A 19,561-nucleotide genomic window follows, 5' to 3' on the forward strand; every position below is an offset into this window, starting at 1 on the left:
CGTGTCTGACAGACCCACCATGCCGCTAGCAGTGGCCAGTGTCGGTACGCTGGCGAACCGAGGGGGATCTGATCCATAAAAAAACGGCCCCACAGGGCCGTTTGAATGGCACGCCGCTCGTCTTCAGGCGCGCGGTTCGCCATAACGATTGACCGTCACCGAGTTCCCGGGCTGATACGCCATTTGAACCCGATGTTCCTGCCCCCGGAAGGTGTAAACCACGTCCCAGTAAGCAGGGCGTGCGCTGCCCGGTGCGTTGGCACAATGCTCGACATCCCTGCTGTAGCCCTCACGACCATCGCGGTCGCGGCCCACGTTACTACCGATCACGGCGCCGGCCACGGCACCACCAGCGGTAGCCAGATCTTTGCCGCGCCCGCCGCCTACCTGGTGGCCGAGCACGCCGCCGACAATGGCACCGACGACAGCGCCCGGGACATTGGCCCCACGCCGTTCGCCGCCCAGCTGCTCACGTTCTATCCAGCAACGCCGCTCGGGCGGACCAACAACGGCGCGGACTGACACCACATCGGCTTGATACAGCCGCTCTCTGCCACGGCGGCGGTTGTCATACACCGGCTCAGGCCAGGGCGCATAGCGGGATTCGCTGTAGCGGGTCTGCCGACCCACCGAGCGCGCCGAGGAAATGCGGTCACCCAGGCCCATGGCGCCAAGCGAGGCATAACGCCCCGGTCGCAATACCATGCAACGGCCGCGGAAGCGGTCGTCCTGACAGACTTCCCACTGGTCGTCGATCACCACCGCCGATGATGCACGGTCGTTGAATCCATAGCGGGTCAGATTGTTGACCTGCCGGTTAGTGGTGAAGGAGCGCCCGTCAAAGCCGTCGTGTTCATAGAAAACCACCTGCGCGAGCGCTGGCGCGGTAAGCGCCAGCGCTGCCAGGGCCACGGTGATGCGGAATGCATGGTTCATGTGCGGCCTCCTGCATATGCCTGTTGATCCTGCTGGACCTCGCAAGCGCCGAGGCCGGCGTGTTTCACCCATCGATTCAGCGACGGCCGATGAAGAACCCGGCAATCACCCCGACGCCGGCAGCAATACCGATGGCAGTCCACGGGTTGTGTGTCACATAGGCTTGGGTCGCTTTTGCTGCGGCCTGAGACTTTTCACTGATCGCTGTGCGGGCACCACTCAGGCGCGTGCGGGCCTCGTCGAGCTTGTTCTGCACCGCCTGTGCTGCAGCACCATATTCATCTGCCGATGCATCGGCCACGGCCTGGATCAGCTGATGCGCGTCGCTGACGGCGCCTTTCAGATCCTTGACCAGAGCTTGCCGATGCACATCCACGCTGCCATTGCCGTTACCTGTTTTTGTTTCATTGCTCATTTTGCGACTCCGATACGGTTGGAAGAGGCCCGACGAGCAAAGCCCGCCTTATCCCGGCCTGCGTGCTTGCACGCCGGTGTGCCTGAGATCATCGTGCGGGCAAGGGGGTGGGGGGTCTGTACGACGGCGCACTTAGTGTGCGGATATCTGCGCACGTTGATCGGGTATGACGCGACTCAGCCATCCCGCGATTTCACTAGCCAGGTCACGGCTGCCGCGACTGCACCGATACCGACCAACGGCCATAGCCAGCGCTTGCGCGCCAGAAAGGACACGGTGGTAATCGCCAGTGGCAGCACACGCGGCAAGGTCACGCCGCCGGGGGTACCGATCAGGCGGGTGAACAGGATGCGGACAAAGGAAGCACCGAGGTGCCCCGTAATCGCTTGACGCGCAGTCAACAGGCCGTGGCGGTAGTGCTCGCCTTCCTGCAATAGCTGTACTTTGCGTTCTGCCAGTGTGGGCAACGCAGGCTGTTGCTTCATGGGTTTCTCCGTGTGCGCCAGGACGCTGGTAACCGGGTCACAGCAAGTGATCTCGGTCTTGTCGCAGTGCGGCCAGGGTGGCGGGTAGTGCGGCACTGTCGAGCAGGCGTAGTTGATCGGCATACCGCAGCAAACCGGCCGCCAGCGAGGCGAAACCCAGCAGCATCAGGAGCAGGATTTTCCAGCCCAGACTGTCCCAAGCAACGTAGACCAGTAACAGCGAGGCATAGGCAACGGCAAACCACACCGCCATTGCTGCCATCGCCAGCACCATCAAGCGTTTGAACAACTGGCCGCGGGCTTCGGTGAGTTCCAGTAAGGCCAGCTCCAGCCGATTCAGCAACAGGCCGAGGCCATTGGCCATCAGCCGCGCCAGCAGGCCTTGCTGCGGTAGTGCTGCTGGCGCGGTAGCGCGCATCGCAGGATCAGACATGGGAAACACCTTCCAGACGTTAGCTTGCGTGCCGCGCGGCGCGATGATCAGGCCAGCAGATCACGCATCTCGTCGGCATGTTCTTCTTCCATGGCCATGATGCCGACCAGCATGTGCCGGGTGGTGGGATCGGTATCCCCGATGAACTGGATCATCTGCCGATAGGCTTCAATGGCAATCCGCTCCGCAATCAGGTTGGCCATGATCATGGCCTGTACGGTGATCGCTTCGTCATACTCGGCATGGCTGCGCGCCACCAGGTTGGCGGGATTGAAATCTGGTAGCCCATTGAGCTGTACGATGCGCTCGGCAAGCAGATCCGCGTGGGCCTGCTCTTCCCGCGCGTGGGCCAGAAACTCAGCCTTGATCGGTCCGTTTTGCAACCCGGTTACGGTGTAGTGGTGACGCTTGTAACGCAGCACACAAACAAGTTCGGTGGCGAGGGCATCATTGAGCAGGGCGATCACCGCCTCACGATCGGCCTGATAACCCTCGGTAACCGAGCCATCGCCCACATTGCGGGCGGCGGCTCGGATTGCGGCTTTATCCACCGCGGGGTTCGGATTCGGCATGACGTTTCCTTCTCAAAGATGAGCAATGGCCCGGCACCATGATTCAGCGCGGATTAACGTGACCCGTCTCATCCGATAACACGATCTCGACGCGGCGATTGGTCTGGCGATTACTGGCCGTTTCGTTATCCCCCACGGGAAAGGATTCGCCATAACCGCGTACCGCGACCCGATTAGCCATCACGCCACGCTCCTGCAGCGCTGTACGTACTGCATTGGCGCGCCGCTCTGACAGGGCCTGGTTGTGCAGCGTGGTGCCGGTGTTGTCGGTAAAGCCTTCAATCAGCACGGTGCGCTGCGGGTTTTGCTGCAGCACCTCGGCTAGCTTCTGGATCGTCTGCTGGCCAGTGCTATTAAGACTGGCCTGATCGGTCGCAAACAGCACGGCACCGAGCGTGATCACCAGACCGCGTTCGGTCTGCTTGGCTGAGAGCGCAGCCATCTGGCTTTCCAGCATGGCGGCACGGGCCTGCGCATCCGCGGTGCTGCGCTGTGCGTCCTGCGCAGCGCGTTGGGCATCGGCGGTATCGCTTTGTGCCAGGCGCGTGTCCATACGGGCCTGATCAGCCGCCGACTTGGCCTGATCCGCTTCATTGGTTCGTTGGGCAAGCCGCATGCGATCTCGCTCCTGCGCGGCACCGGCCACGCTGATCTCGGCCGATTTCTGCTTCGCAACTTCATGTGCCAGCGCCACTTTCTGCTTGGCCACATAGGCCAGACGATCAATCTGCACGATGCTGTCATCGCGCTTGGCAGCCACATTGGCCAGCTCCAGTGCGTCGCCAGCGAGCTTGAGCTCCAAGGCGGCGTGACGAACCACAGCCGGATTATTCTGTGCGGCACTGTAGTCGCGGCGAGTCTGATCCAGCAGGCTGGTAGTCATAGGCACCGTGCTGCAGGCAGCCAGCAGTGCGGCAATGATCAGCAATCCGGGTTTTGCATTGGGCTTTTCCATGATGCGTTCCTTGGTTGGCGACGAATCACGGAGTACAAGTCCTGATCGAATCGCACGGGGTAAGAGGGGTGATCGCGCTGCTGGATTACCGGCTAGCGGTTAGCCCGGCTCAGTTCTTCGTGCAGCACGCGGATGTCTTCCTGCAAGGCATCGGCCGCTACTTGGGCCTTGGCCGAGCCAGCCTTGCTCTGGGCGAGCTTGGCATCGGCCTGCGCCTGCTTGGCAAGACTGCCAGCCAGCACAAAGTCCTTGTCTTCCATGGCTTTGTGGGCCTGCACCATCTTCTCGCGGGCGGCTTGCATCTCCATCGGCGCGTACTGGCCACCACCAGCGCCGGCGGCGTTATCGACCGCGGCAGACGAAACGGCCATATCGGTTGTGGCTTGCGGGTTGGTGCTGCTGCAGCCGCTGCTTGCCACGAGCGCGGCAAGGCAAACAGGTAGCAGGAGGTAGTGGGTGTGGCTCAACATGATTGTCTCCAGTCCATCAATTTGCCCGCCATCAGGCTGGCAGGCAGTGCGACCTTTATGCGACGGGCAAGTGGCAGTGTCGGTACGGCGCCGTACATAACGCCTTATCTCGCCAACAGCCGCCTCGGGTCTGAACCCGAGACTGCCCGCACCTTATTTGACGCGCATGTCATCCTTGACCGAGCTCACCCCTTTGACATCGCGGGTGATCTCAATCGCCTTGCTGATGGCGGCGCGCGAACTCACAAAACCACTGAGCTGCACCGTGCCCTTGAAGGTCTCCACATTGATTTCCGCCACCTTCAGGGTGGGCTCGTTCAGGATGGCCGCCTTGACCTTGGCGGTGATCAGGCTGTCGTCCATGTATTCGCCCGTCCCCTCCTGCCTGGGCGTGGAGGCACAGGCGATCAGGGTCAGGGGGACGGCCAGCAATGCAAACAGCTTGGTGAGGGATTTCATGACATGACTCCAGGCAAGGGCCACCTAGGTGGCCCGATGCAGGGTGAACCGCGCGGGCAACACGCCCACACGGCAACCTGCAGCAATACGGTCTCCGGACAACCCGTAGCATCGGGTCGGCAAGGCAGGCGGCAGCCGGGGCTGCCGGTGACGATCTAGCCGAGGGTGCGCGAGATCGCGTGGTAAACCCAGATCAGCAAGGCTGCGCCAACAATGGCGACCAGCAGGCTGTAAAGGTTGAAGCCGGTAATGCCGGCCATGCCGAACTGGCTGAACAACCAACCACCGGCAACCGCACCGACCACGCCCAGCAAGGTATCGGGGATGACACCCCGACCGGGCTGGCTCGCCAGCCGGTTGGCAATGAACCCGGCAACCAGGCCGAGGACAATCCAGGCAAGCAGGGACATACAGAACTCCCTCAGGCGCAGCCCTTGAAACGACATGCGCCCTGTCAGGCCAAGCGTTTAAGGGCGATAGTCCTTGTAGCGGCCTTCAAATGCCTTGATCTGCCGCTCGGCATCATCCTGGGTGACGCCATAGGCCTCCTGAATCTTGCCGGCCAGCTCGGTACGCGTACCTGCAATCTGTTCCAGGTGGTCATCCGTGAGCTTGCCCCACTGCTGCCGCACATTGCCTTTGAACTGTTTCCAGTTGCCTTTGACGATGTCCCAATTCATGACGCTCTCCTTGTGCAACGATGTCATCCACCAAGTGGCCGATGACCAATCCGTCGCCTCAACGCTCGCCCTTTGGCGATCGGTGCTGCGAAGTCGATGAGGCAAACTAGCCCTGTCGACGAATGCAGTCAGTGCGCTGGCGCACTTAGCGCACTTGGCGCAATCAGGAGTGGTGGGGAGGTGATCTAGCGGTAGAAGCCTCTTCCGCTCGGTGCGGCATCGCACCGACGCGGCACCCGAGCGGATGCAGGCTGAGCGGACTGACGTTCACAAGGAGCCCGTCATGCCAGATCAAGAGAAAGTGACCGTCCTCAGGCAACAACTGCACACGGCCGAGCAAGCCTGTGCCGCCTGGCATGCCGCAGGTAACCAGGAGCGCTATATGGAGTCCTATGTCCTCACCGAGGCCATCGAGCTGCAGCTCCTGCACCTGCTGGAAGCCGGGCGTCGCGATGCGGCCGGCCCAGTCAGGCAGTCAGCCGTCTCGCCCAGATTGGCGCCGGGATCGTCAGCGGACTGGCCAAACGAGCTCTCCCCGCCACTGGCCGGGCCGCTGGCGACACGGGTCCATGACAACAGCCCGAATCCCCGCTGGCGCAGCAGCGGCGAGCGCGTGGATTCGATTACCCAGTCCATCGTGGATCAGGGCATCGTCATGTTTGATCAGGGTTCGACCCGAGAAGCGCTCCAGTATTTCCGGCACCACCAGATGCCCGATGAACTGGTGAGCCGCGTCGTACGCAACCCGGACGAGCGACGGCGCTACATCAACGACTTTGTCACCGGCAACTGACCCGACAACCCCCACCGCCACTCATCGCGCCCTGATGCCGAGTCCGCCATGGCGTGCGCGGTCCGGGCGCCTGAAGCGCTAAGCTTGGCAGCTCGTAACTGGTATGGGGTAGGCAGGGCAAAGGCAGCGGGGGGCGCGAGCCGCGCTCAGGGATATCTGGCGCGGCGACGGGAAGCGAACCGGGATAGACTATGACGAGATCACTAAACGACCAGCTAGCGTCACACGCATCCAGCATGGCGGGATGATGGTCTGGCGTCCCCGACAGGAATCGAACCTGTAACTGCCCCTTAGGAGGGGGCCGTTATATCCATTTAACTACGGAGACGGGCCGGCCGGGATTCTACCGGATTTCACGTCAGCATCGGCCACTCGCGCACCTCACAGGCAGCCCAATCTCATGATCAAATTCTTTCTGCTCGGTTTGTGCCTGCTTGTCAGCGGATTTACCCAGGCAAATGTACAGAACGGCCAGATGGCACCGGCGTTTGCCCTGAGCGACCAGCACGGCAAAGTCCGCCACAGTGACGAATTCCGTGGCAAGTGGCTGGTGCTGTATTTCTATCCCAAAGCCGATACGCCAGCATGCACGGAAGAGGCCTGCAGCTTCCGCGACGATATTGTCCTGCTTCGAGCATTGGGTGCCGAGGTGGTGGGCATCAGCACGGATGAAGTCGCTGCCATTCGCCAGTTTGCCGGCAAGCACCAGTTACCATTCACCCTGCTGGCCGATCCGGACGGCACCACGGCCAGGCAATATGGCGTGCTGGTGAATTTGGGTTTGGTAAAGTTTGCCAAGCGCCATAGTTTCCTGATTGATCCGCAAGGCAGCGTGATCAAGCGCTATACGGATGTGGATACCAAGACCTACGCCAAAACCGTTCTGGCCGATCTGCGCCAGTTGAGTGGAAAGAAATAATCCATGGAAATCGGTGTGCCTGCCCTGCTGTTCCCTGCCATCTCCTTGCTACTGCTGGCCTATACCAACCGCTTTCTCGGCCTATCCAGCGTGATCCGCAAGCTGTATGAGGATTACCAGGCCGCACCAGACCCCAAAATTGCCCGGCAGATTGCCAACCTGCGTCGCCGGGTTGCCCTGATACGCGGCATGCAGGCAGTGGGGGTGGGTAGCCTGTTCCTGTGTGTGCTCTGCATGTTCATGATCTTCTTCGGCCTGCCTCGGCTAGCGCATGCGGTGTTTGCCATCAGCTTGGTTTGCATGCTGGTTTCACTCGCCATTTCGCTGACCGAGATCCGCATGTCCAGCGATGCGCTCAACATCCTGCTGGCCGATATCGAGGAAGATCTGGCCAAGCACGACAGCGACTAATCCGAGGCTGCCAAGCAGGGGTTGGCGATCTATGATCAACCATCGGTTGACTGGAGCCCATCATGTTCAAACCTGCTTACCCTGCGTTTGCCTTGGCCATCGTTGCACTGAATAGCCATGCCGCGCCCGCTCAGAAAACCAGCCCGCCGGTAGCGCAGGCCTGGATAGACCTCGCCACCTACTCGGGTGGCATGCCGAGCATGCCCAATATCGCCGGTGGGCTGCTAGGCAGCATGTTCGGTGGCAGCAAAGGTAATAACGTCTTTGGTAACACCCAAACCGGGCCGGCTGGCCGGTGGATGGATGTAACCGTCAGCACACGCCTCAATCCCAATCTCGCCGAGGCACTGCAAAGCGTGCCGGAAGGCAGCAAACTGGCGCCTACGCTCAAGCTGGTCAGCCCAGTGCAGGGCAAGCCCATCCCCGTTGAGCGTGAAGAAGAGATCATCGAGCAGCCGGAGTTCCAGCGGCCCAAGGGTAAGCTGCTGCTTTACTGGGGCTGCGGCACCGAAGTCCGCAAGGGCCAGCCCAAAGTGCTCGACATGGCAACCGCGGAGGTGGCGGATTTGGCGCGCTTCTTCCAGGCTCGTCGAGCCACCACCCGTGGCGCCCATAGCACGCCCGGTCGCCCGATATGGCCCAGCAAGCCCGATAGCCGCTTGATTCCGGCAGATGCCTCGCTGGCGGGACAGCACACCTTCTCGGGTGACGGGCTGCCGGCAGATTTCAGGTTCACGCTGGATCAGGCACACGACCTGATGCCCGCGATCGATCTCAAGCAGCGTGATGAGGGTAGCGCCATCCGCTTCTCCTGGTCAGCCATGCCGCAGGCTCGCGCCTGGTTCCTCAGCAGCATGAGCGCACAAGGCGATCAGGAAATGGTGATCTGGACGTCCAGCGAGCTAGCGGACAGCGGATTTGGCCTGCTCGACTACCAGCCCAATGCCGCGGTTGATCGCTGGCTCAAAGAAAAGGTCCTGCTGCCAGCGCGCACTACCGAGTGCACAGCCCCAAAGGAAGCCATCGGCAAGGCAGGCATGGTGCGGATGATTGCTTATGGCAGCGAACTGCATCTGGCCCACCCGCCACGCCCCAAAGACCCCAAGATAGCGTGGGAGCCGACTTGGGCAGTCAAGCTCAGGCTCAAGTCGGTGGCTACCAGTTTTACCGGTATGCCCAATATGGACCACAGCGAGCAGCAACAGGAGGAAAGCCCCACGCCCAAGCAGGAAGAAAAGCCCAAGGCGCTGGATATCCTCAAAGGCATTTTCGGTCGCTAAACCCTTGATCGAGCGGCTTTTCACCCTGTCGAAAACAGACCAATCCTTGCTCAGTGAGGCGCACTGTCATTGCTCACACTGCCAAGTGTGTGCCTTGGCACTCATCATCCAGTTAGAATGACGCCCATGGAGCGATTGGGTCATTACAGAATCAATGCCGTGCTTGGGCAAGGGGCCATGGGCACGGTGTATCGTGCCGTCGATGAACGGCTGGACAGAACCGTTGCGCTCAAGGTGCTCAAGCTGGATCTGAACACCGATGACCGCGCAGAGTATGCCGCCCGCCTCCAGCAAGAGGCCCGCTCTGCTGCCCGGCTCAACCACCCCAACATCATCACGGTCTACGATTGCGGCGATATCGACGGGTACGCCTACCTCGCCATCGAGTATGTCGAGGGCAAGACGCTTGAGTCGTATATTGCCGGCGGCCTCAAGGTATCGGTCAGCAAAACCATCAAACTCGCCGGACAGTTGTTCGGGGCCTTGGCCTATGCGCATGAACACCAAGTTGTTCACCGCGATATCAAGCCCGGTAACCTGATGCTGACGGCGGATGGCCGCCTGAAGATCACCGATTTCGGCATCGCCCAGCTGCCTGCCAGCGATCTGACGCGTGCCGGCACCCTGGTCGGTTCACCCCGCTATATGGCGCCCGAGCAGATCGAGGGCAAAAAGCTCGACGGCCGGGCTGATGTGTTTGCGGCAGGCATTGTGCTTTACCAACTGCTGACTGGCGTGCGCCCGTTCGATGGCGACCACGTTGCCACGATTGCGTATCGCATCCTGCACGAACAACCCACCCGCCCACGCGAACTCGCATCGGATTTACCGCCATGGCTGGACGACTTTGTCATGCGCTGCCTGGAGAAAGACCCCGCCAAGCGCTTCCAGAGCGCCCGTGAGGCGCGGCATGCGCTGCGTGAGCAGGCGACCGCGAGCCCGGTGAAGGAACCAACCGCCCCACCGGAACCACAAGTGCATAGCACGGAGACAGTGTCTCCAGCTCAACGTAGCACCTCACCCAAGTGGCGCCTTCTGGGCATCGGCTCTATTGTCGTGGCCTTACTTGGCGCGGGTGCCTTGATGATGCGCAACGCGAGCAACGTGTCGGCAAAGCCAAACGCTGCCGTTCCATCTGCACCTATCACGGCAAATCAGGTAGAGCTCATGGCGCCACCGGGCGCACCAGGTTCATTGCCTGCCGCCGCAGCCATGCCGGTACGTGAAGTTGACTCAACACCAGTCAACAAAACGCCTGCATCAACAGAAAACAGCACGGCCGTAGACAAGGCCACCGCAAGCAGCCAAGCCAGCAACGCCCCGCAAGCTTCAGCAAAGCCAACTCGTAAAGCCAGCGCGGCCAAACCGGCACCTGTGGCATCGGAGAAGCCCCAGCCTGCCGAGCCCTCACATTCACCAAAGCCAACTGAATCCGCAGAATCCAAGCCCAAACAGCAGGAAAAGAGAGAAAAGCCACCAGCAGTCGAGGACAAACGCAACTTTCTGGAAGTGCTCGCGGGCTGCAAACCGGATGGAACCTGCCCCAAACCCGCGCCGCGGAACAGACGCGAACGTTAAATCGGCGGAGTGGATTGTGATTTCCAAAGAAAAACACCGTGGTCTCCACGGTGTTTTTCTTTGGAAATTCTAATGGTTACTTCTTCTTATCAATTGAAGGCTTAGTGCCAGATTTTGTACCCCCTGCAGCAACTGTAACTTCCGAGCGAAACTTGTCTACCGTAGCTTTTCCAATACCCGGTACTTTATCGAGCTCATCAACATTCTTGAATGCACCGTTCTTCTGCCGATAATCGACAATAGCCTTAGCCTTGCTGGGTCCAATACCCGTCAATGCCTCCAGCTCTGATGGTCCTGCTGTATTGATATTTACCGCAGCCATTGCTGATGTGCCCAGCAGCAGCACTGCCAAGAATTGCAGGCTATGACGCAACATAATTCCTCCTGAACGTTACGCACCCTATGTGCGCGCAACGACTCTAACCCCACTCCACGATCGGCGGCATCACCAGTTCTAGGTATGGGGTGGACCGAAAACAGCAATCCACAGGCAAATAGAAAAAGCCCGCAGCACGTGCTGCGGGCTTTTAACTTTACTCGCCGATTGATCGGCTAGTAATAACGGCTATTAGAACTTGTAGCCGAAGTTTGCATATAGCGTACGGCCACGGGAATCGTAGTAACGATCATCATAGCCGAACTGCTGACCACGGTTTGCACCACCCGTGGAAATCGACAGTGGCGGGTCACGATCCAGCACATTGAGCACACCAACGGTCACTTGGGCATTCTTCATGAAGTTCCACTGAGTCTGCCAGTCGTACGTGAAGAACGACGGGACATTGAGCCTGAGCGTCTCGTAGTCCACCACATTCCCAGCAGCATTGAGCACTTCAGCCTGAGTGGCCTGATCCTTGTAGCCGGCCTTGAAGTTCACACCCAAGGTATGCAGCCAGTTGCCATGCTTGATGGAGTTAGTCCAACGACCTTGCCAGCGGAATGTCACTGCACCGAGCTCACCAATGGCACCAATCGAGGAGTAGTAAGGCCCATTCTTCTGGGTCTGTGCTACTTCACGAATCATGTACGTAGTGTTGAACTGGGAGTTGAAGTCCACAGAACCGAACTTCTTACGACCACTGATATCGATATCCAGACCGGTGGAGTACTGCTTACCCAAGTTTTGGTTATCAGCAACAAAGGCCAAATAATCAACACCAGTACCAATGTCGGTGGTCTTGCCCCACGAGTTCGGGTAACGCAGCGGATTCGCGAATACTTCCTGCTCAGTCAGCTGACCGAACACGTCGCTAATGCCAACGTGCCAAAGGTCTGCACCAAAGCTGATCGCCGGAGTCGGTTCAAAGCGGAAACCGATTGTTGCTTGACGCGACTCTTCTGGCTGCAGAAGGGCATTACCACCAGCGATCTGATCATACTGACGATTACCCGGTTGGCAACGGGCATTCTGTGCCGCAGCAACCTGGGCCAGCTCTGCCGAACAGATGTACTTGTCAGAAGTTACGCCATAGGACTGACGTGCGGCCTTAACTTGCGGCACTGTCGGTGCGTGGAAACCATTGCCAACCGAACCGCGCAACAGGAAGGAACGCGTCGGAGTCCAACGGAAACTGGCCTTCGCAGTGGTAGCACCACCGAAGTCGGAGTAGTTGTCGTAACGCAGAGCGGTACTAAGTTCCAGCGTATCCATCGCGGGCAGGATCAGCTCTGCATAGCCTGCATAGGCGGTACGATCGGCAGCATAGGCAACCGTAGCAGAACCATCACCGAAGCGCTGATCACACGGAACGCCCGCACCACAAGGTGTGCCAGCAACGGGATCAGCCAGCTTGCCCTGAGCAAACAGGCTGGGCTTCGACTGGAAGTCTTCCTTCTGGTAGCTCAAACCCAAGCCCAGCATGGCCATGCCAGAAGGCATTTCGAACAGCTCGCTCGAGCCACGTGCAGACAAGGTATCCAGCTTGGAACTACCACCGTCCCAATACCCATTGTAGTTAGCAGCGTTAATAGCCTTCATCGCTTCAGCGCTTTGCTTGCCGGGCCCAACAAACGGGTCAAGCAGGCCGCTGGAACGCAATTTCGCGACGGCACGAGCACCCGGATAGCCCGAGATCTTGCCCTCGACATCACTCTCGGAGCGCGTGTAAACCGTGTTGTAATCCCAACCGGCGTAGTTACCCTTGACGCCAATGGCAAGGTCAATGAACTTGGCCGTATCGTTACTTTCCCGCTTGCCCAAATCAAACATGCGATAGAAAGCCAAGCTGTCACCGGTAATTCCGATGGGCTTGAGGTACTTGTCGTGCAGCGCCGAGCCAGCGGGGATGCTGATACTGCCAGGCACTGGTGCGATACGGGAAACTTGGTTTGTCTTCGACCACAGGGCATCCACGTACAGCTCGTGGTTTTCACCCAATGCCACATTGGCAGTAGCCATCACGCTATCGCGCTTCCGAATCGGATAGATTTCAAGTTCACCGACGAAATCAAAGCCGCAGTAGTCATCAACCAAACCCGAACCGTCGTTGTAGGGTTCAGTCACACGGAAGGTTTTTTCCGGGCAGCTACCGTTCACTTTGAGATACGGATTGATCAGCTGGCCCAGGTCGTCAGTGGCATTTGCAGGGATCGGGCTGGCCGAGAATTGCTGCATACGGTAGTTCTTACCGTTTGCGCCGAAAAAGATCTTGCCCGTCTTGGCAAAATCACGTTGTGTCGAGTTAAGCTGGGTACGTTCGTCGTGGGCTGCAGAAATCATGACGTTGAAACCGTCACGCTCCATGCTGCCGAAACCCTTGGTGAACGTGATGCGCTTTTCCTTAGCGCCACCTTGCTCGGGTTCCGAGTAGCCGACGGTAACATCGCCGTCAGTGGTGTTCCGCTTAGTGATGAAGTTGACCACACCCGCAATCGCGTCTGCACCGTAAAGTGCAGAGGCGCCGTCAGTCAGCACTTCCACGCGCTCAATGGCCGAAATGGGGATGGAGTTCAGATCCATACCAGCAGCAAAGCCGGTAAGCGTCTGTCCACCAAACAGTGCCAGACGATGGCCATTCAGCAGCACCAACGTACGGGTTTCACCGATGTTGTGGAGCGACACGCCCGAGAAACCGAAGGAGCCACCGCCGACCGAGGCCGACTCGCCAGTCGAACCCTGAATGGTAGGCAGCTTCTGAAGCAGATCGACCGTCGAGGTTGCGCCCGTCTTGGCAATGTCCTCTTTCTTCAGCACTTGAACAGGCAGCGCGCCTTCCTTGGTGATGCGCTTGATGCTCGAACCCGTGATTTCGATTTTTTCGACCTTCTCGGGTTGATCGGCAGCGGCAAGCGCCGGCACAAATCCAGCAATGCCCAAAAGGCTGATTGCGTAGGCAATTTGCTTCATTTTCATCAGAGAGTTCTCCCCTGCATTTCGTCCATGGGCGATGTACCTTCCAGCCGTTTTGTCGGCCTCCGGCACATCCGTGTTACGCCGATTGGGCGCTACTTGAACCGTGGTGAGGCGCGTCCGGATCATCGGCCACCACCTTTTCCAAAGTGTCTTGATCGTACTGACGTACCCGTCAACCAAGCAATGCCCATGAACAAATATACAACGAATGCCATCCCACTGTTGGCGGAACGCGACACCAAGCCCGAGGCGGGCAGCACAAAGAAAGGCCGCTTACGCGGCCTTTTGAGTACGGCAAATCGGGTCGATCAGCTTGTGCTGGCGTTCAAGTCCAGCAAAGGTTGCAGCTTGCGCATCAACAAGGGCAAGCGTGCCTGAACGGTTTGGAGATCGCCTCGGGCCAGCATGGCCAAGGCAGCATCCACGCTGTAAGCCCCCTCCAGGCGTTGCCGGGCGCACTCGAGCAAGCCTTGGGTATCGACGACTTCATCAGCACGGGAGTTGGCCATACCCACATTGGCCGACAGCGCTATCTGCTTGCCACGGAAGTTGGCCTTGGCAGAGGCGATGGTTTCCTGCAAACGGCGGGCATAAATCTGCGCGCCAGCCATGTCAGCAAACAGGACCACGCCAAACCGGGGGCCGGAGAGGCGCGCCAGAGTTTCTTCTTTGCGCAAACGGCCGGCGACCAGCTTGGCAACAAGGTTGATCAACTGATCCGCCACACTCTCGCCCAGCTCTGCTTTGAGTTGCTCGAACCGGTCGATTTCAAACAGCACCAGCGTGGTTTCTCCACCCATGCGGGCAGCATGCGCCAGCGCCTTTTCGCCTTCGATCTCCAGCATATGTTCGCTGGCTACGCCGGTTTGAGGGTCGGTCGTGGTCAGTGAGGCATTGCGCTCCTCGCTGTTACGGAGTTCACGGCCAATCTGCGCCAGCTTGGCGGCGGCCGAAACCCGGGCGAGCATCTCTGCACGATCAGTCGACTTGGTCACAAAGTCGTTGGCGCCGCGCTCGACCGCCTGCTGCTTGGTCTCGGCATCCTCCTCGCCCGAGATCACGATGACGGGCGTGGTTTTGATGCGCGAGTCCGCGGATTTGCGCACGCGGGCGAGCAGGCCAAAGCCGTCAAGCTTGGGCATGCTGAGATCGCTCAGCAAGACGAGTATGGAAGGATCGCTTTCCAACCGGGCCCAACCAGCCTCGCCATCCCCTTCTTCAACAATATCGAAGTGCGTGGAGAGATGTTTCTTTACCGTGGCGCGTACGATGCGCGAGTCATCCACCACCAGAATCCGGGGCAATGCGGTATCGAGGTCGGATTGGGTCATTTCATGCGGTCCTGAAGAGGTTTTCCATCTATAGCATAAAGGTGATGCCCGGTGCATTGCCGACCCGGCAGCGATTTGTTACAACTCAATTCGATGCAAACCCGCCAAGGCGCCGGGGAGAGGCATATGGCAGACTCGCAACGCACTCACATCTCTGCGTTCCCGCTGGGAAAAGCCGAGCCGTCTCGTATCGTGCGCGCCCTTCAATTGTCCGGCTTTGCCGCTGACTGGGTCTCCAACCGCCAGATTGGCGATGCATGGCTGCTGGAAGCCTCGCGCGAGGCGACGATAGCGGACAACGTCTCCCCCCAGGTCATGGCCGAGCAGCTAGGGCTCACCATATGGCAGGCCATCGGTCGTTATGTCCGGATTGCCGTGGATATTACGCCCACCGAGGCCGACAGCGGCCAGGGTTTCGAGTTGTGCGAGGCCAGTTACCTGCGCTTGACCAACCCGGCCAAAGGACAACAAAAAAGCCCGCTCTGCTGAGCGGGCTTTTTACGACATGCGATGCTGGCCAGCGAATCGAGTGTCGGGCGTATTGCTTAGGCCATTGCCTTGACGGCGGCAGCCAGGCGGCTCTTATGGCGAGCGGCCTTGTTCTTGTGGAACACGCCCTTGTCGGCGATACGGTCCAGCGTGCTGACCGATTGCTTGAAGACTTCGACCGCAGCGGCCTTGTCGCCAGCTTCGATAGCCTTCACAACCTTCTTGACCGCAGTGCGGAATTCGGTGCGTTGGCTCTGATTCAGAAGGCGCGCCTTGGCGGCCTGATTGGCACGCTTACGGGCCTGTGCGCTGTTTGCCATTTAAATTCAACTCCTTAAACCGGTAAAAGTGACTTCGCGAAACTCTGCATTATGCCGAAACAGTACATATATGGCAATCATCGCGTAAACTCGGCCGATTCCCGTCTGGCTGTTCCTCCGGTATGAATCTACTCAAGGCGCTGGCCCGCACAAGCAGCATGACCATGCTATCGCGGGTACTGGGTCTCGCACGCGAGGTCATGAACACGCACCAGTTTGGCGCCAGCCATGCCATGGATGCGTTTGTGGTCGCTTTCCGTCTGCCCAATATGTTCCGGCGCATCTTTGCCGAAGGGGCGTTCTCGCAGGCCTTCGTGCCGATTCTGGCCGAGTACCGGAGCCAGCGTGGCGAAGCCGCGACCAAGGAGTTCGTAGCCGATATTGCGGGCCTGCTCACGCTGGTGCTGATCGCGTTCACGGTGCTCGGCGTCATTGCTGCGCCAGTCATTGTCTGGCTGTCGGCATCGGGCTTTGCCAAGCACACCGATCAGTTCGAGCTGACCGTTGCGCTGACCCGCATCACCTTCCCTTATATCCTGCTGATCTCGTTATCGTCGCTGGCCAGCAGCATCTTGAATACATGGAACCGCTTCTCGGTGCCGGCGTTCACACCCACGCTGCTGAATATCTCGATGATTGCCTTCGGCATCTTCCTGTCGCCCTACCTGGACGAGCCGATCTTTGCGCTGGCGATTGCCGTGGCCGTGGGCGGACTCGCGCAGCTTGCGTTCCAGCTGCCCTTCCTCGCCCGGATCGGCATGCTGCCGCGCCCGAAACTCAATCTCAAGGATGCCGGGGTACTGCGTGTACTCAAACAGATGGTGCCGGCATTATTCGGCGTATCCGTTGCGCAGATCAGCTTGCTGCTCAACACCCAGTTTGCCTCCTGGCTGCCGGCAGGCAGCATGTCCTGGCTTAACTACGCTGATCGCCTGATGGAGCTGCCAACCGGCGTGCTCGGCGTGGCATTGGGCACCATCCTGCTACCGAGCCTGGCCCGCCTGCGCGCCGAGGACAAGAGCGAGGACTACTCCGCGATGCTCGACTGGGGCCTGCGCCTTTGCTGGCTGCTGGCTTTGCCCGCCACCGTGGCGCTGGCGGTGATTGCCGAGCCCATCATCGCCGTGCTGTTCGAGCACGGCCGGTTCACTGCCAACGATACGCGGATGACCCAGCAGGCACTCAGCGCCTATGCCGTGGGTTTGATGGCACTGGTGTCGATCAAGGTGCTGGCACCTGCCTTCTACGCACGTCAGGACATTCGCACCCCGGTAAAGATGGGCATCATCACGCTGATCTGCACCCAGCTCCTGAACCTGGTGTTCTGGCAGCCGCTGGGCCACGCGGGCCTCGCTCTGGCAATCAGCCTGGGGGCCTGCTTGAACGCCCTGCTGCTGTATCGCGGCCTGATCCGCCAGCAAATCTACACCCCTAAACCCGGCTGGCTGCGCTTTCTATCCAAGCTGGGTCTGGCCGTCGGTGCCATGGTTGTGGTGCTGTTCCTGCTCGCGCAGCTGCTGGGCAACTGGCACCAGCACGTCACTTGGCTCGGTGCGATCAAGCTCGGCGTGCTGGTCAGCGCCGGTGCAGTCACCTACTTTGCCGTGCTGTTTGCCTGCGGGTTCAGGCCGCGCGACTTTGCGCGGCGCGCCGCATGATGCGCGCAGCCACACCGGCCGACATCCCGGCCGTTGCCACGCTGGCGTACGAGATCTGGCACGCGGTCTATCCGGCCATCATTCCTGCCGGGCAAATTGATTACATGCTGGCGCAGCGCTACCACGCCGATGCCCTGCTCGCGCAGATGAGCGGCCAGGACCAGTGGCTGGATCTACTGGAGCGTGATGGCGCACTCATCGGCTTTTGCCAGTACCAGCGTCTTGACGCGGCACGGCTCAAGCTCGACAAGCTCTATCTGCTGCCTGCGCATCACGGTCAAGGGCTAGGCGCCGCCATGCTGCGCCATGTCGATGCCCGCGCACTGAGTCTGGGCTTCAGCCAGATCGAACTGGCCGTCAATAAACGCAACGAAGCCGCCATCACCGCTTATCTGCGTCATGGCTATACGGTTGCAAGGGAGACCTGTGTGGACATCGGTGGTGGCTTCGTGATGGACGACTTCGTAATGCACAAGTCGCTCACTACATCGCGCCCTGACTGACTCACACGTTATATAACCAGCACCATCAATGGTTTAGCGTGAAATTTCATTACGAACGCGCGGGCTCGTACGCGTTCGAGCCGTTATAATCTGCCATCCCCAAACCCAAGGCAGCCATCTCGGCTGCCCGACATCAGCGTCTCTCGGAAGGACCCTCGTCGTGGAACTCTCGCATCGCGTTCAAGCCATCAAGGAATCGCCCACTCTCGCCATCACTGCCAAGGCGCAAAAACTCAAGGCCGAAGGCCGTGATGTGGTTGCCCTCGCTGCCGGCGAGCCGGATTTTGATACGCCCGACCATATCAAGGCCGCCGCCATTGATGCGATCAACAAGGGTTTCACCAAGTACACCCCGGTATCGGGTACACCGGGCCTGAAGAACGCCATCATCGCCAAGTTCAAGCGCGACCAAGGCGTGGACTACAGTGCCAAGCAGGTGCTGGTGTCGGTGGGTGGCAAGCAGAGCTTCTACAACCTGTGCCAGGCCTATATCAACGAGGGTGACGAGGTCATCATCCCGGCGCCATACTGGGTCTCCTACCCCGATATGGTGATCCTGGCCGAAGGCAAGCCGGTGATCCTGGAATGCGGCATTGAGCAAGGCTACAAGCTGAGCCCGGCCCAGCTGGCCGCCGCCATCACGCCGCGCACCAAGATGCTGGTGATCAACTCGCCGTCCAATCCGACCGGTGCCGTCTACACGCTGGATGAACTGAAGGCCCTGGGCGAAGTGCTGAAGAAGCACCCGAACATCCTGATCGCGTCCGACGATATGTACGAACACGTGATGCTGGGCAGCACCACGTTTGCCAACGTCCTCAACGCCTGCCCGGAACTGTATCCGCAGACCATCCTGCTGAACGGCGTTTCCAAGGCTTACTCGATGACCGGCTGGCGCATCGGCTACGCCGCCGGCCCCGAGGTGCTGATCAAGGCGATGGAAAACATCCAGTCGCAATCGACATCGAACCCGACCTCGATTTCGCAGGTGGCCGCAGAAGCCGCACTGAATGGCCCACAAGCCGAGTGCTTTGCGCCCATGCTCAAGGCCTTCAACGAGCGCCATGAGTTTGTGGTGAACAAGTTCAACAGCATCCGCGGCCTCAAGTGCCTCACGGCTGGTGGCGCGTTCTACGCGTTTGTCGATGCACGTGAAGCCATCCAGAACCTCTACAAGGAAGGCAAGATTGCCGCCCCGACCGATATGGCACTGGGCAGCTACCTGCTCGAAGCCCAGGACGTCGCCGTAGTGCCGGGCTCGGCCTTCGGTGCCGAGGGCTACTTCCGTATCAGCTTTGCCACCAGCATGGGCAATCTGGAAAAAGCACTGGCCCGGATCGAATCCGCGCTGGCCTGATCCCCTACCGCCCCCAAAAAAACGCCGCCCTGCGCGGCGTTTTTTTGTGCCTGTCTGCAAGCCCATTGGGGTTTCCCACAGTGCCCCAGCCGGCCTCTCCCGGTCCGCTTGTATGCTATGGTGCGTTTGCTCTATATATCACCCGATTCGTGGTCCCGATCCACA

23 protein-coding genes and 1 tRNA gene are annotated in these 19,561 nt (G+C 59.7%); 9 read left to right on the top strand and 15 right to left on the bottom strand.

Features of this window, described 5'->3' with window-relative positions:
• Positions 1–123: 123 nt before the first annotated feature.
• The 10 genes from O9X62_RS15660 to O9X62_RS15705 all read right to left on the bottom strand — a co-directional run bounded on the left by O9X62_RS15660 (position 124) and on the right by O9X62_RS15705 (position 5,405).
• On the bottom strand, positions 124–936 hold the full coding sequence (locus O9X62_RS15660) for a beta/gamma crystallin-related protein (protein WP_269533897.1): 813 nt from the start codon (positions 934–936) through the stop codon (positions 124–126).
• Between the two features lie 76 nt (positions 937–1,012).
• Positions 1,013–1,351 (bottom strand): YqjD family protein, encoded by a 339-nt coding sequence (locus O9X62_RS15665; RefSeq protein WP_269533898.1) that lies wholly within the window; start codon positions 1,349–1,351, stop codon positions 1,013–1,015.
• Between the two features lie 176 nt (positions 1,352–1,527).
• The gene (locus tag O9X62_RS15670) at positions 1,528–1,836 is read right to left on the bottom strand and encodes a hypothetical protein (protein WP_269533899.1); all 309 of its coding nucleotides are present in this window, start codon (positions 1,834–1,836) and stop codon (positions 1,528–1,530) included.
• A gap of 37 nt (positions 1,837–1,873) precedes the next feature.
• The gene (locus O9X62_RS15675; RefSeq protein ID WP_269533900.1) at positions 1,874–2,269 is read right to left on the bottom strand and encodes a phage holin family protein; all 396 of its coding nucleotides are present in this window, start codon (positions 2,267–2,269) and stop codon (positions 1,874–1,876) included.
• Between the two features lie 47 nt (positions 2,270–2,316).
• Complete coding sequence (locus O9X62_RS15680) at positions 2,317–2,841, bottom strand: bacterioferritin (RefSeq protein WP_269533901.1); 525 nt, start codon at positions 2,839–2,841, stop codon at positions 2,317–2,319.
• A 43-nt stretch (positions 2,842–2,884) separates the two neighbouring features.
• Positions 2,885–3,796 carry an OmpA family protein gene (locus tag O9X62_RS15685; RefSeq protein ID WP_269533902.1) on the bottom strand — a complete coding sequence of 304 codons (912 nt, stop codon included), beginning with the start codon at positions 3,794–3,796 and terminating at the stop codon, positions 2,885–2,887.
• Positions 3,797–3,888: 92 nt separating this feature from the next.
• Positions 3,889–4,266, bottom strand: a complete 378-nt coding sequence (locus tag O9X62_RS15690) for a DUF4398 domain-containing protein (protein ID WP_269533903.1) — start codon at positions 4,264–4,266, stop codon at positions 3,889–3,891.
• Between the two features lie 153 nt (positions 4,267–4,419).
• Positions 4,420–4,725, bottom strand: a complete 306-nt coding sequence (locus tag O9X62_RS15695; protein WP_269533904.1) for a BON domain-containing protein — start codon at positions 4,723–4,725, stop codon at positions 4,420–4,422.
• A gap of 155 nt (positions 4,726–4,880) precedes the next feature.
• Positions 4,881–5,135 (bottom strand): GlsB/YeaQ/YmgE family stress response membrane protein, encoded by a 255-nt coding sequence (locus O9X62_RS15700; protein WP_269533905.1) that lies wholly within the window; start codon positions 5,133–5,135, stop codon positions 4,881–4,883.
• 57 nt (positions 5,136–5,192) lie between these two features.
• Complete coding sequence (locus tag O9X62_RS15705) at positions 5,193–5,405, bottom strand: CsbD family protein (RefSeq protein WP_269533906.1); 213 nt, start codon at positions 5,403–5,405, stop codon at positions 5,193–5,195.
• A 283-nt stretch (positions 5,406–5,688) separates the two neighbouring features.
• Here O9X62_RS15705 and O9X62_RS15710 point away from each other — a divergent pair, with 283 nt between their 5' ends.
• Positions 5,689–6,198, top strand: coding sequence for a hypothetical protein (locus O9X62_RS15710; RefSeq protein WP_269533907.1), 510 nt, complete (start codon positions 5,689–5,691; stop codon positions 6,196–6,198).
• 253 nt (positions 6,199–6,451) lie between these two features.
• On the opposite strand, the gene O9X62_RS15715 is transcribed toward O9X62_RS15710, so the two are convergent.
• Positions 6,452–6,526: transfer RNA gene (locus O9X62_RS15715), tRNA-Arg, on the bottom strand.
• Between the two features lie 72 nt (positions 6,527–6,598).
• Between O9X62_RS15715 and O9X62_RS15720 the strand changes: the two genes are divergently transcribed.
• From O9X62_RS15720 to O9X62_RS15735, 4 genes are all read left to right on the top strand, one after another.
• Positions 6,599–7,117, top strand: a complete 519-nt coding sequence (locus O9X62_RS15720; protein WP_269533908.1) for a peroxiredoxin — start codon at positions 6,599–6,601, stop codon at positions 7,115–7,117.
• Between the two features lie 3 nt (positions 7,118–7,120).
• Positions 7,121–7,528: a DUF2721 domain-containing protein gene (locus O9X62_RS15725; protein WP_269533909.1), complete on the top strand. Its 408-nt coding sequence runs from the start codon at positions 7,121–7,123 to the stop codon at positions 7,526–7,528.
• A 62-nt stretch (positions 7,529–7,590) separates the two neighbouring features.
• Entirely contained in the window at positions 7,591–8,808 is a 1,218-nt protein-coding gene (locus O9X62_RS15730; protein WP_269533910.1) for a hypothetical protein, read from the top strand.
• 126 nt (positions 8,809–8,934) lie between these two features.
• Positions 8,935–10,386, top strand: a complete 1,452-nt coding sequence (locus O9X62_RS15735) for a serine/threonine-protein kinase (protein ID WP_269533911.1) — start codon at positions 8,935–8,937, stop codon at positions 10,384–10,386.
• 76 nt (positions 10,387–10,462) lie between these two features.
• Here the strand turns inward: O9X62_RS15735 and O9X62_RS15740 are convergent, their stop codons facing one another.
• The 3 genes from O9X62_RS15740 to O9X62_RS15750 form a co-directional block, all read right to left on the bottom strand.
• Positions 10,463–10,762, bottom strand: a complete 300-nt coding sequence (locus O9X62_RS15740) for a helix-hairpin-helix domain-containing protein (protein WP_269533912.1) — start codon at positions 10,760–10,762, stop codon at positions 10,463–10,465.
• A 192-nt stretch (positions 10,763–10,954) separates the two neighbouring features.
• A complete protein-coding gene (locus tag O9X62_RS15745) occupies positions 10,955–13,738 on the bottom strand; it encodes a TonB-dependent siderophore receptor (protein ID WP_269533913.1) in 2,784 nt (927 codons plus the stop codon).
• A gap of 308 nt (positions 13,739–14,046) precedes the next feature.
• Positions 14,047–15,069, bottom strand: a complete 1,023-nt coding sequence (locus tag O9X62_RS15750) for a response regulator (RefSeq protein WP_269533914.1) — start codon at positions 15,067–15,069, stop codon at positions 14,047–14,049.
• A gap of 126 nt (positions 15,070–15,195) precedes the next feature.
• On the opposite strand from O9X62_RS15750, the gene O9X62_RS15755 reads away from it, so the two are divergent.
• Entirely contained in the window at positions 15,196–15,558 is a 363-nt protein-coding gene (locus tag O9X62_RS15755) for a hypothetical protein (RefSeq protein ID WP_269533915.1), read from the top strand.
• A gap of 56 nt (positions 15,559–15,614) precedes the next feature.
• Here the strand turns inward: O9X62_RS15755 and rpsT are convergent, their stop codons facing one another.
• Positions 15,615–15,878 carry a 30S ribosomal protein S20 gene (gene rpsT, locus O9X62_RS15760; protein WP_269533916.1) on the bottom strand — a complete coding sequence of 88 codons (264 nt, stop codon included), beginning with the start codon at positions 15,876–15,878 and terminating at the stop codon, positions 15,615–15,617.
• Positions 15,879–16,000: 122 nt separating this feature from the next.
• Between rpsT and murJ the strand changes: the two genes are divergently transcribed.
• The 3 genes from murJ (at position 16,001) to O9X62_RS15775 (ending at position 19,396) form a co-directional block, all read left to right on the top strand.
• Positions 16,001–17,536 carry a murein biosynthesis integral membrane protein MurJ gene (gene murJ / locus O9X62_RS15765; RefSeq protein ID WP_269533917.1) on the top strand — a complete coding sequence of 512 codons (1,536 nt, stop codon included), beginning with the start codon at positions 16,001–16,003 and terminating at the stop codon, positions 17,534–17,536.
• Positions 17,533–18,039 carry a GNAT family N-acetyltransferase gene (locus tag O9X62_RS15770; RefSeq protein ID WP_269533918.1) on the top strand — a complete coding sequence of 169 codons (507 nt, stop codon included), beginning with the start codon at positions 17,533–17,535 and terminating at the stop codon, positions 18,037–18,039. Before murJ ends, O9X62_RS15770 begins: the two co-directional genes overlap by 4 nt.
• 160 nt (positions 18,040–18,199) lie before the next feature.
• Positions 18,200–19,396, top strand: a complete 1,197-nt coding sequence (locus tag O9X62_RS15775) for a pyridoxal phosphate-dependent aminotransferase (protein ID WP_269533919.1) — start codon at positions 18,200–18,202, stop codon at positions 19,394–19,396.
• Positions 19,397–19,561: the final 165 nt, after the last annotated feature.

Origin of the sequence: Chitinimonas sp. BJYL2, from assembly GCF_027257935.1 — a bacterium.
Lineage (GTDB): Bacteria > Pseudomonadota > Gammaproteobacteria > Burkholderiales > Chitinimonadaceae > Chitinimonas.

Coding starts and splice junctions, on each gene's coding strand:
- O9X62_RS15675 (WP_269533900.1), bottom strand. CDS start 2,269: ATGTCTGATCCTGCGATGCGCGCTACCGCGCCAGCAGCACTACCGCAG.
- O9X62_RS15770 (WP_269533918.1), top strand. CDS start 17,533: ATGATGCGCGCAGCCACACCGGCCGACATCCCGGCCGTTGCCACGCTG.
- O9X62_RS15690 (WP_269533903.1), bottom strand. CDS start 4,266: ATGTTGAGCCACACCCACTACCTCCTGCTACCTGTTTGCCTTGCCGCG.
- O9X62_RS15755 (WP_269533915.1), top strand. CDS start 15,196: ATGGCAGACTCGCAACGCACTCACATCTCTGCGTTCCCGCTGGGAAAA.
- O9X62_RS15685 (WP_269533902.1), bottom strand. CDS start 3,796: ATGGAAAAGCCCAATGCAAAACCCGGATTGCTGATCATTGCCGCACTG.
- O9X62_RS15700 (WP_269533905.1), bottom strand. CDS start 5,135: ATGTCCCTGCTTGCCTGGATTGTCCTCGGCCTGGTTGCCGGGTTCATT.
- O9X62_RS15750 (WP_269533914.1), bottom strand. CDS start 15,069: ATGACCCAATCCGACCTCGATACCGCATTGCCCCGGATTCTGGTGGTG.
- O9X62_RS15745 (WP_269533913.1), bottom strand. CDS start 13,738: ATGAAAATGAAGCAAATTGCCTACGCAATCAGCCTTTTGGGCATTGCT.
- O9X62_RS15695 (WP_269533904.1), bottom strand. CDS start 4,725: ATGAAATCCCTCACCAAGCTGTTTGCATTGCTGGCCGTCCCCCTGACC.
- O9X62_RS15710 (WP_269533907.1), top strand. CDS start 5,689: ATGCCAGATCAAGAGAAAGTGACCGTCCTCAGGCAACAACTGCACACG.
- murJ (WP_269533917.1), top strand. CDS start 16,001: ATGAATCTACTCAAGGCGCTGGCCCGCACAAGCAGCATGACCATGCTA.
- O9X62_RS15705 (WP_269533906.1), bottom strand. CDS start 5,405: ATGAATTGGGACATCGTCAAAGGCAACTGGAAACAGTTCAAAGGCAAT.
- O9X62_RS15730 (WP_269533910.1), top strand. CDS start 7,591: ATGTTCAAACCTGCTTACCCTGCGTTTGCCTTGGCCATCGTTGCACTG.
- rpsT (WP_269533916.1), bottom strand. CDS start 15,878: ATGGCAAACAGCGCACAGGCCCGTAAGCGTGCCAATCAGGCCGCCAAG.
- O9X62_RS15720 (WP_269533908.1), top strand. CDS start 6,599: ATGATCAAATTCTTTCTGCTCGGTTTGTGCCTGCTTGTCAGCGGATTT.
- O9X62_RS15740 (WP_269533912.1), bottom strand. CDS start 10,762: ATGTTGCGTCATAGCCTGCAATTCTTGGCAGTGCTGCTGCTGGGCACA.
- O9X62_RS15725 (WP_269533909.1), top strand. CDS start 7,121: ATGGAAATCGGTGTGCCTGCCCTGCTGTTCCCTGCCATCTCCTTGCTA.
- O9X62_RS15660 (WP_269533897.1), bottom strand. CDS start 936: ATGAACCATGCATTCCGCATCACCGTGGCCCTGGCAGCGCTGGCGCTT.
- O9X62_RS15665 (WP_269533898.1), bottom strand. CDS start 1,351: ATGAGCAATGAAACAAAAACAGGTAACGGCAATGGCAGCGTGGATGTG.
- O9X62_RS15670 (WP_269533899.1), bottom strand. CDS start 1,836: ATGAAGCAACAGCCTGCGTTGCCCACACTGGCAGAACGCAAAGTACAG.
- O9X62_RS15680 (WP_269533901.1), bottom strand. CDS start 2,841: ATGCCGAATCCGAACCCCGCGGTGGATAAAGCCGCAATCCGAGCCGCC.
- O9X62_RS15735 (WP_269533911.1), top strand. CDS start 8,935: ATGGAGCGATTGGGTCATTACAGAATCAATGCCGTGCTTGGGCAAGGG.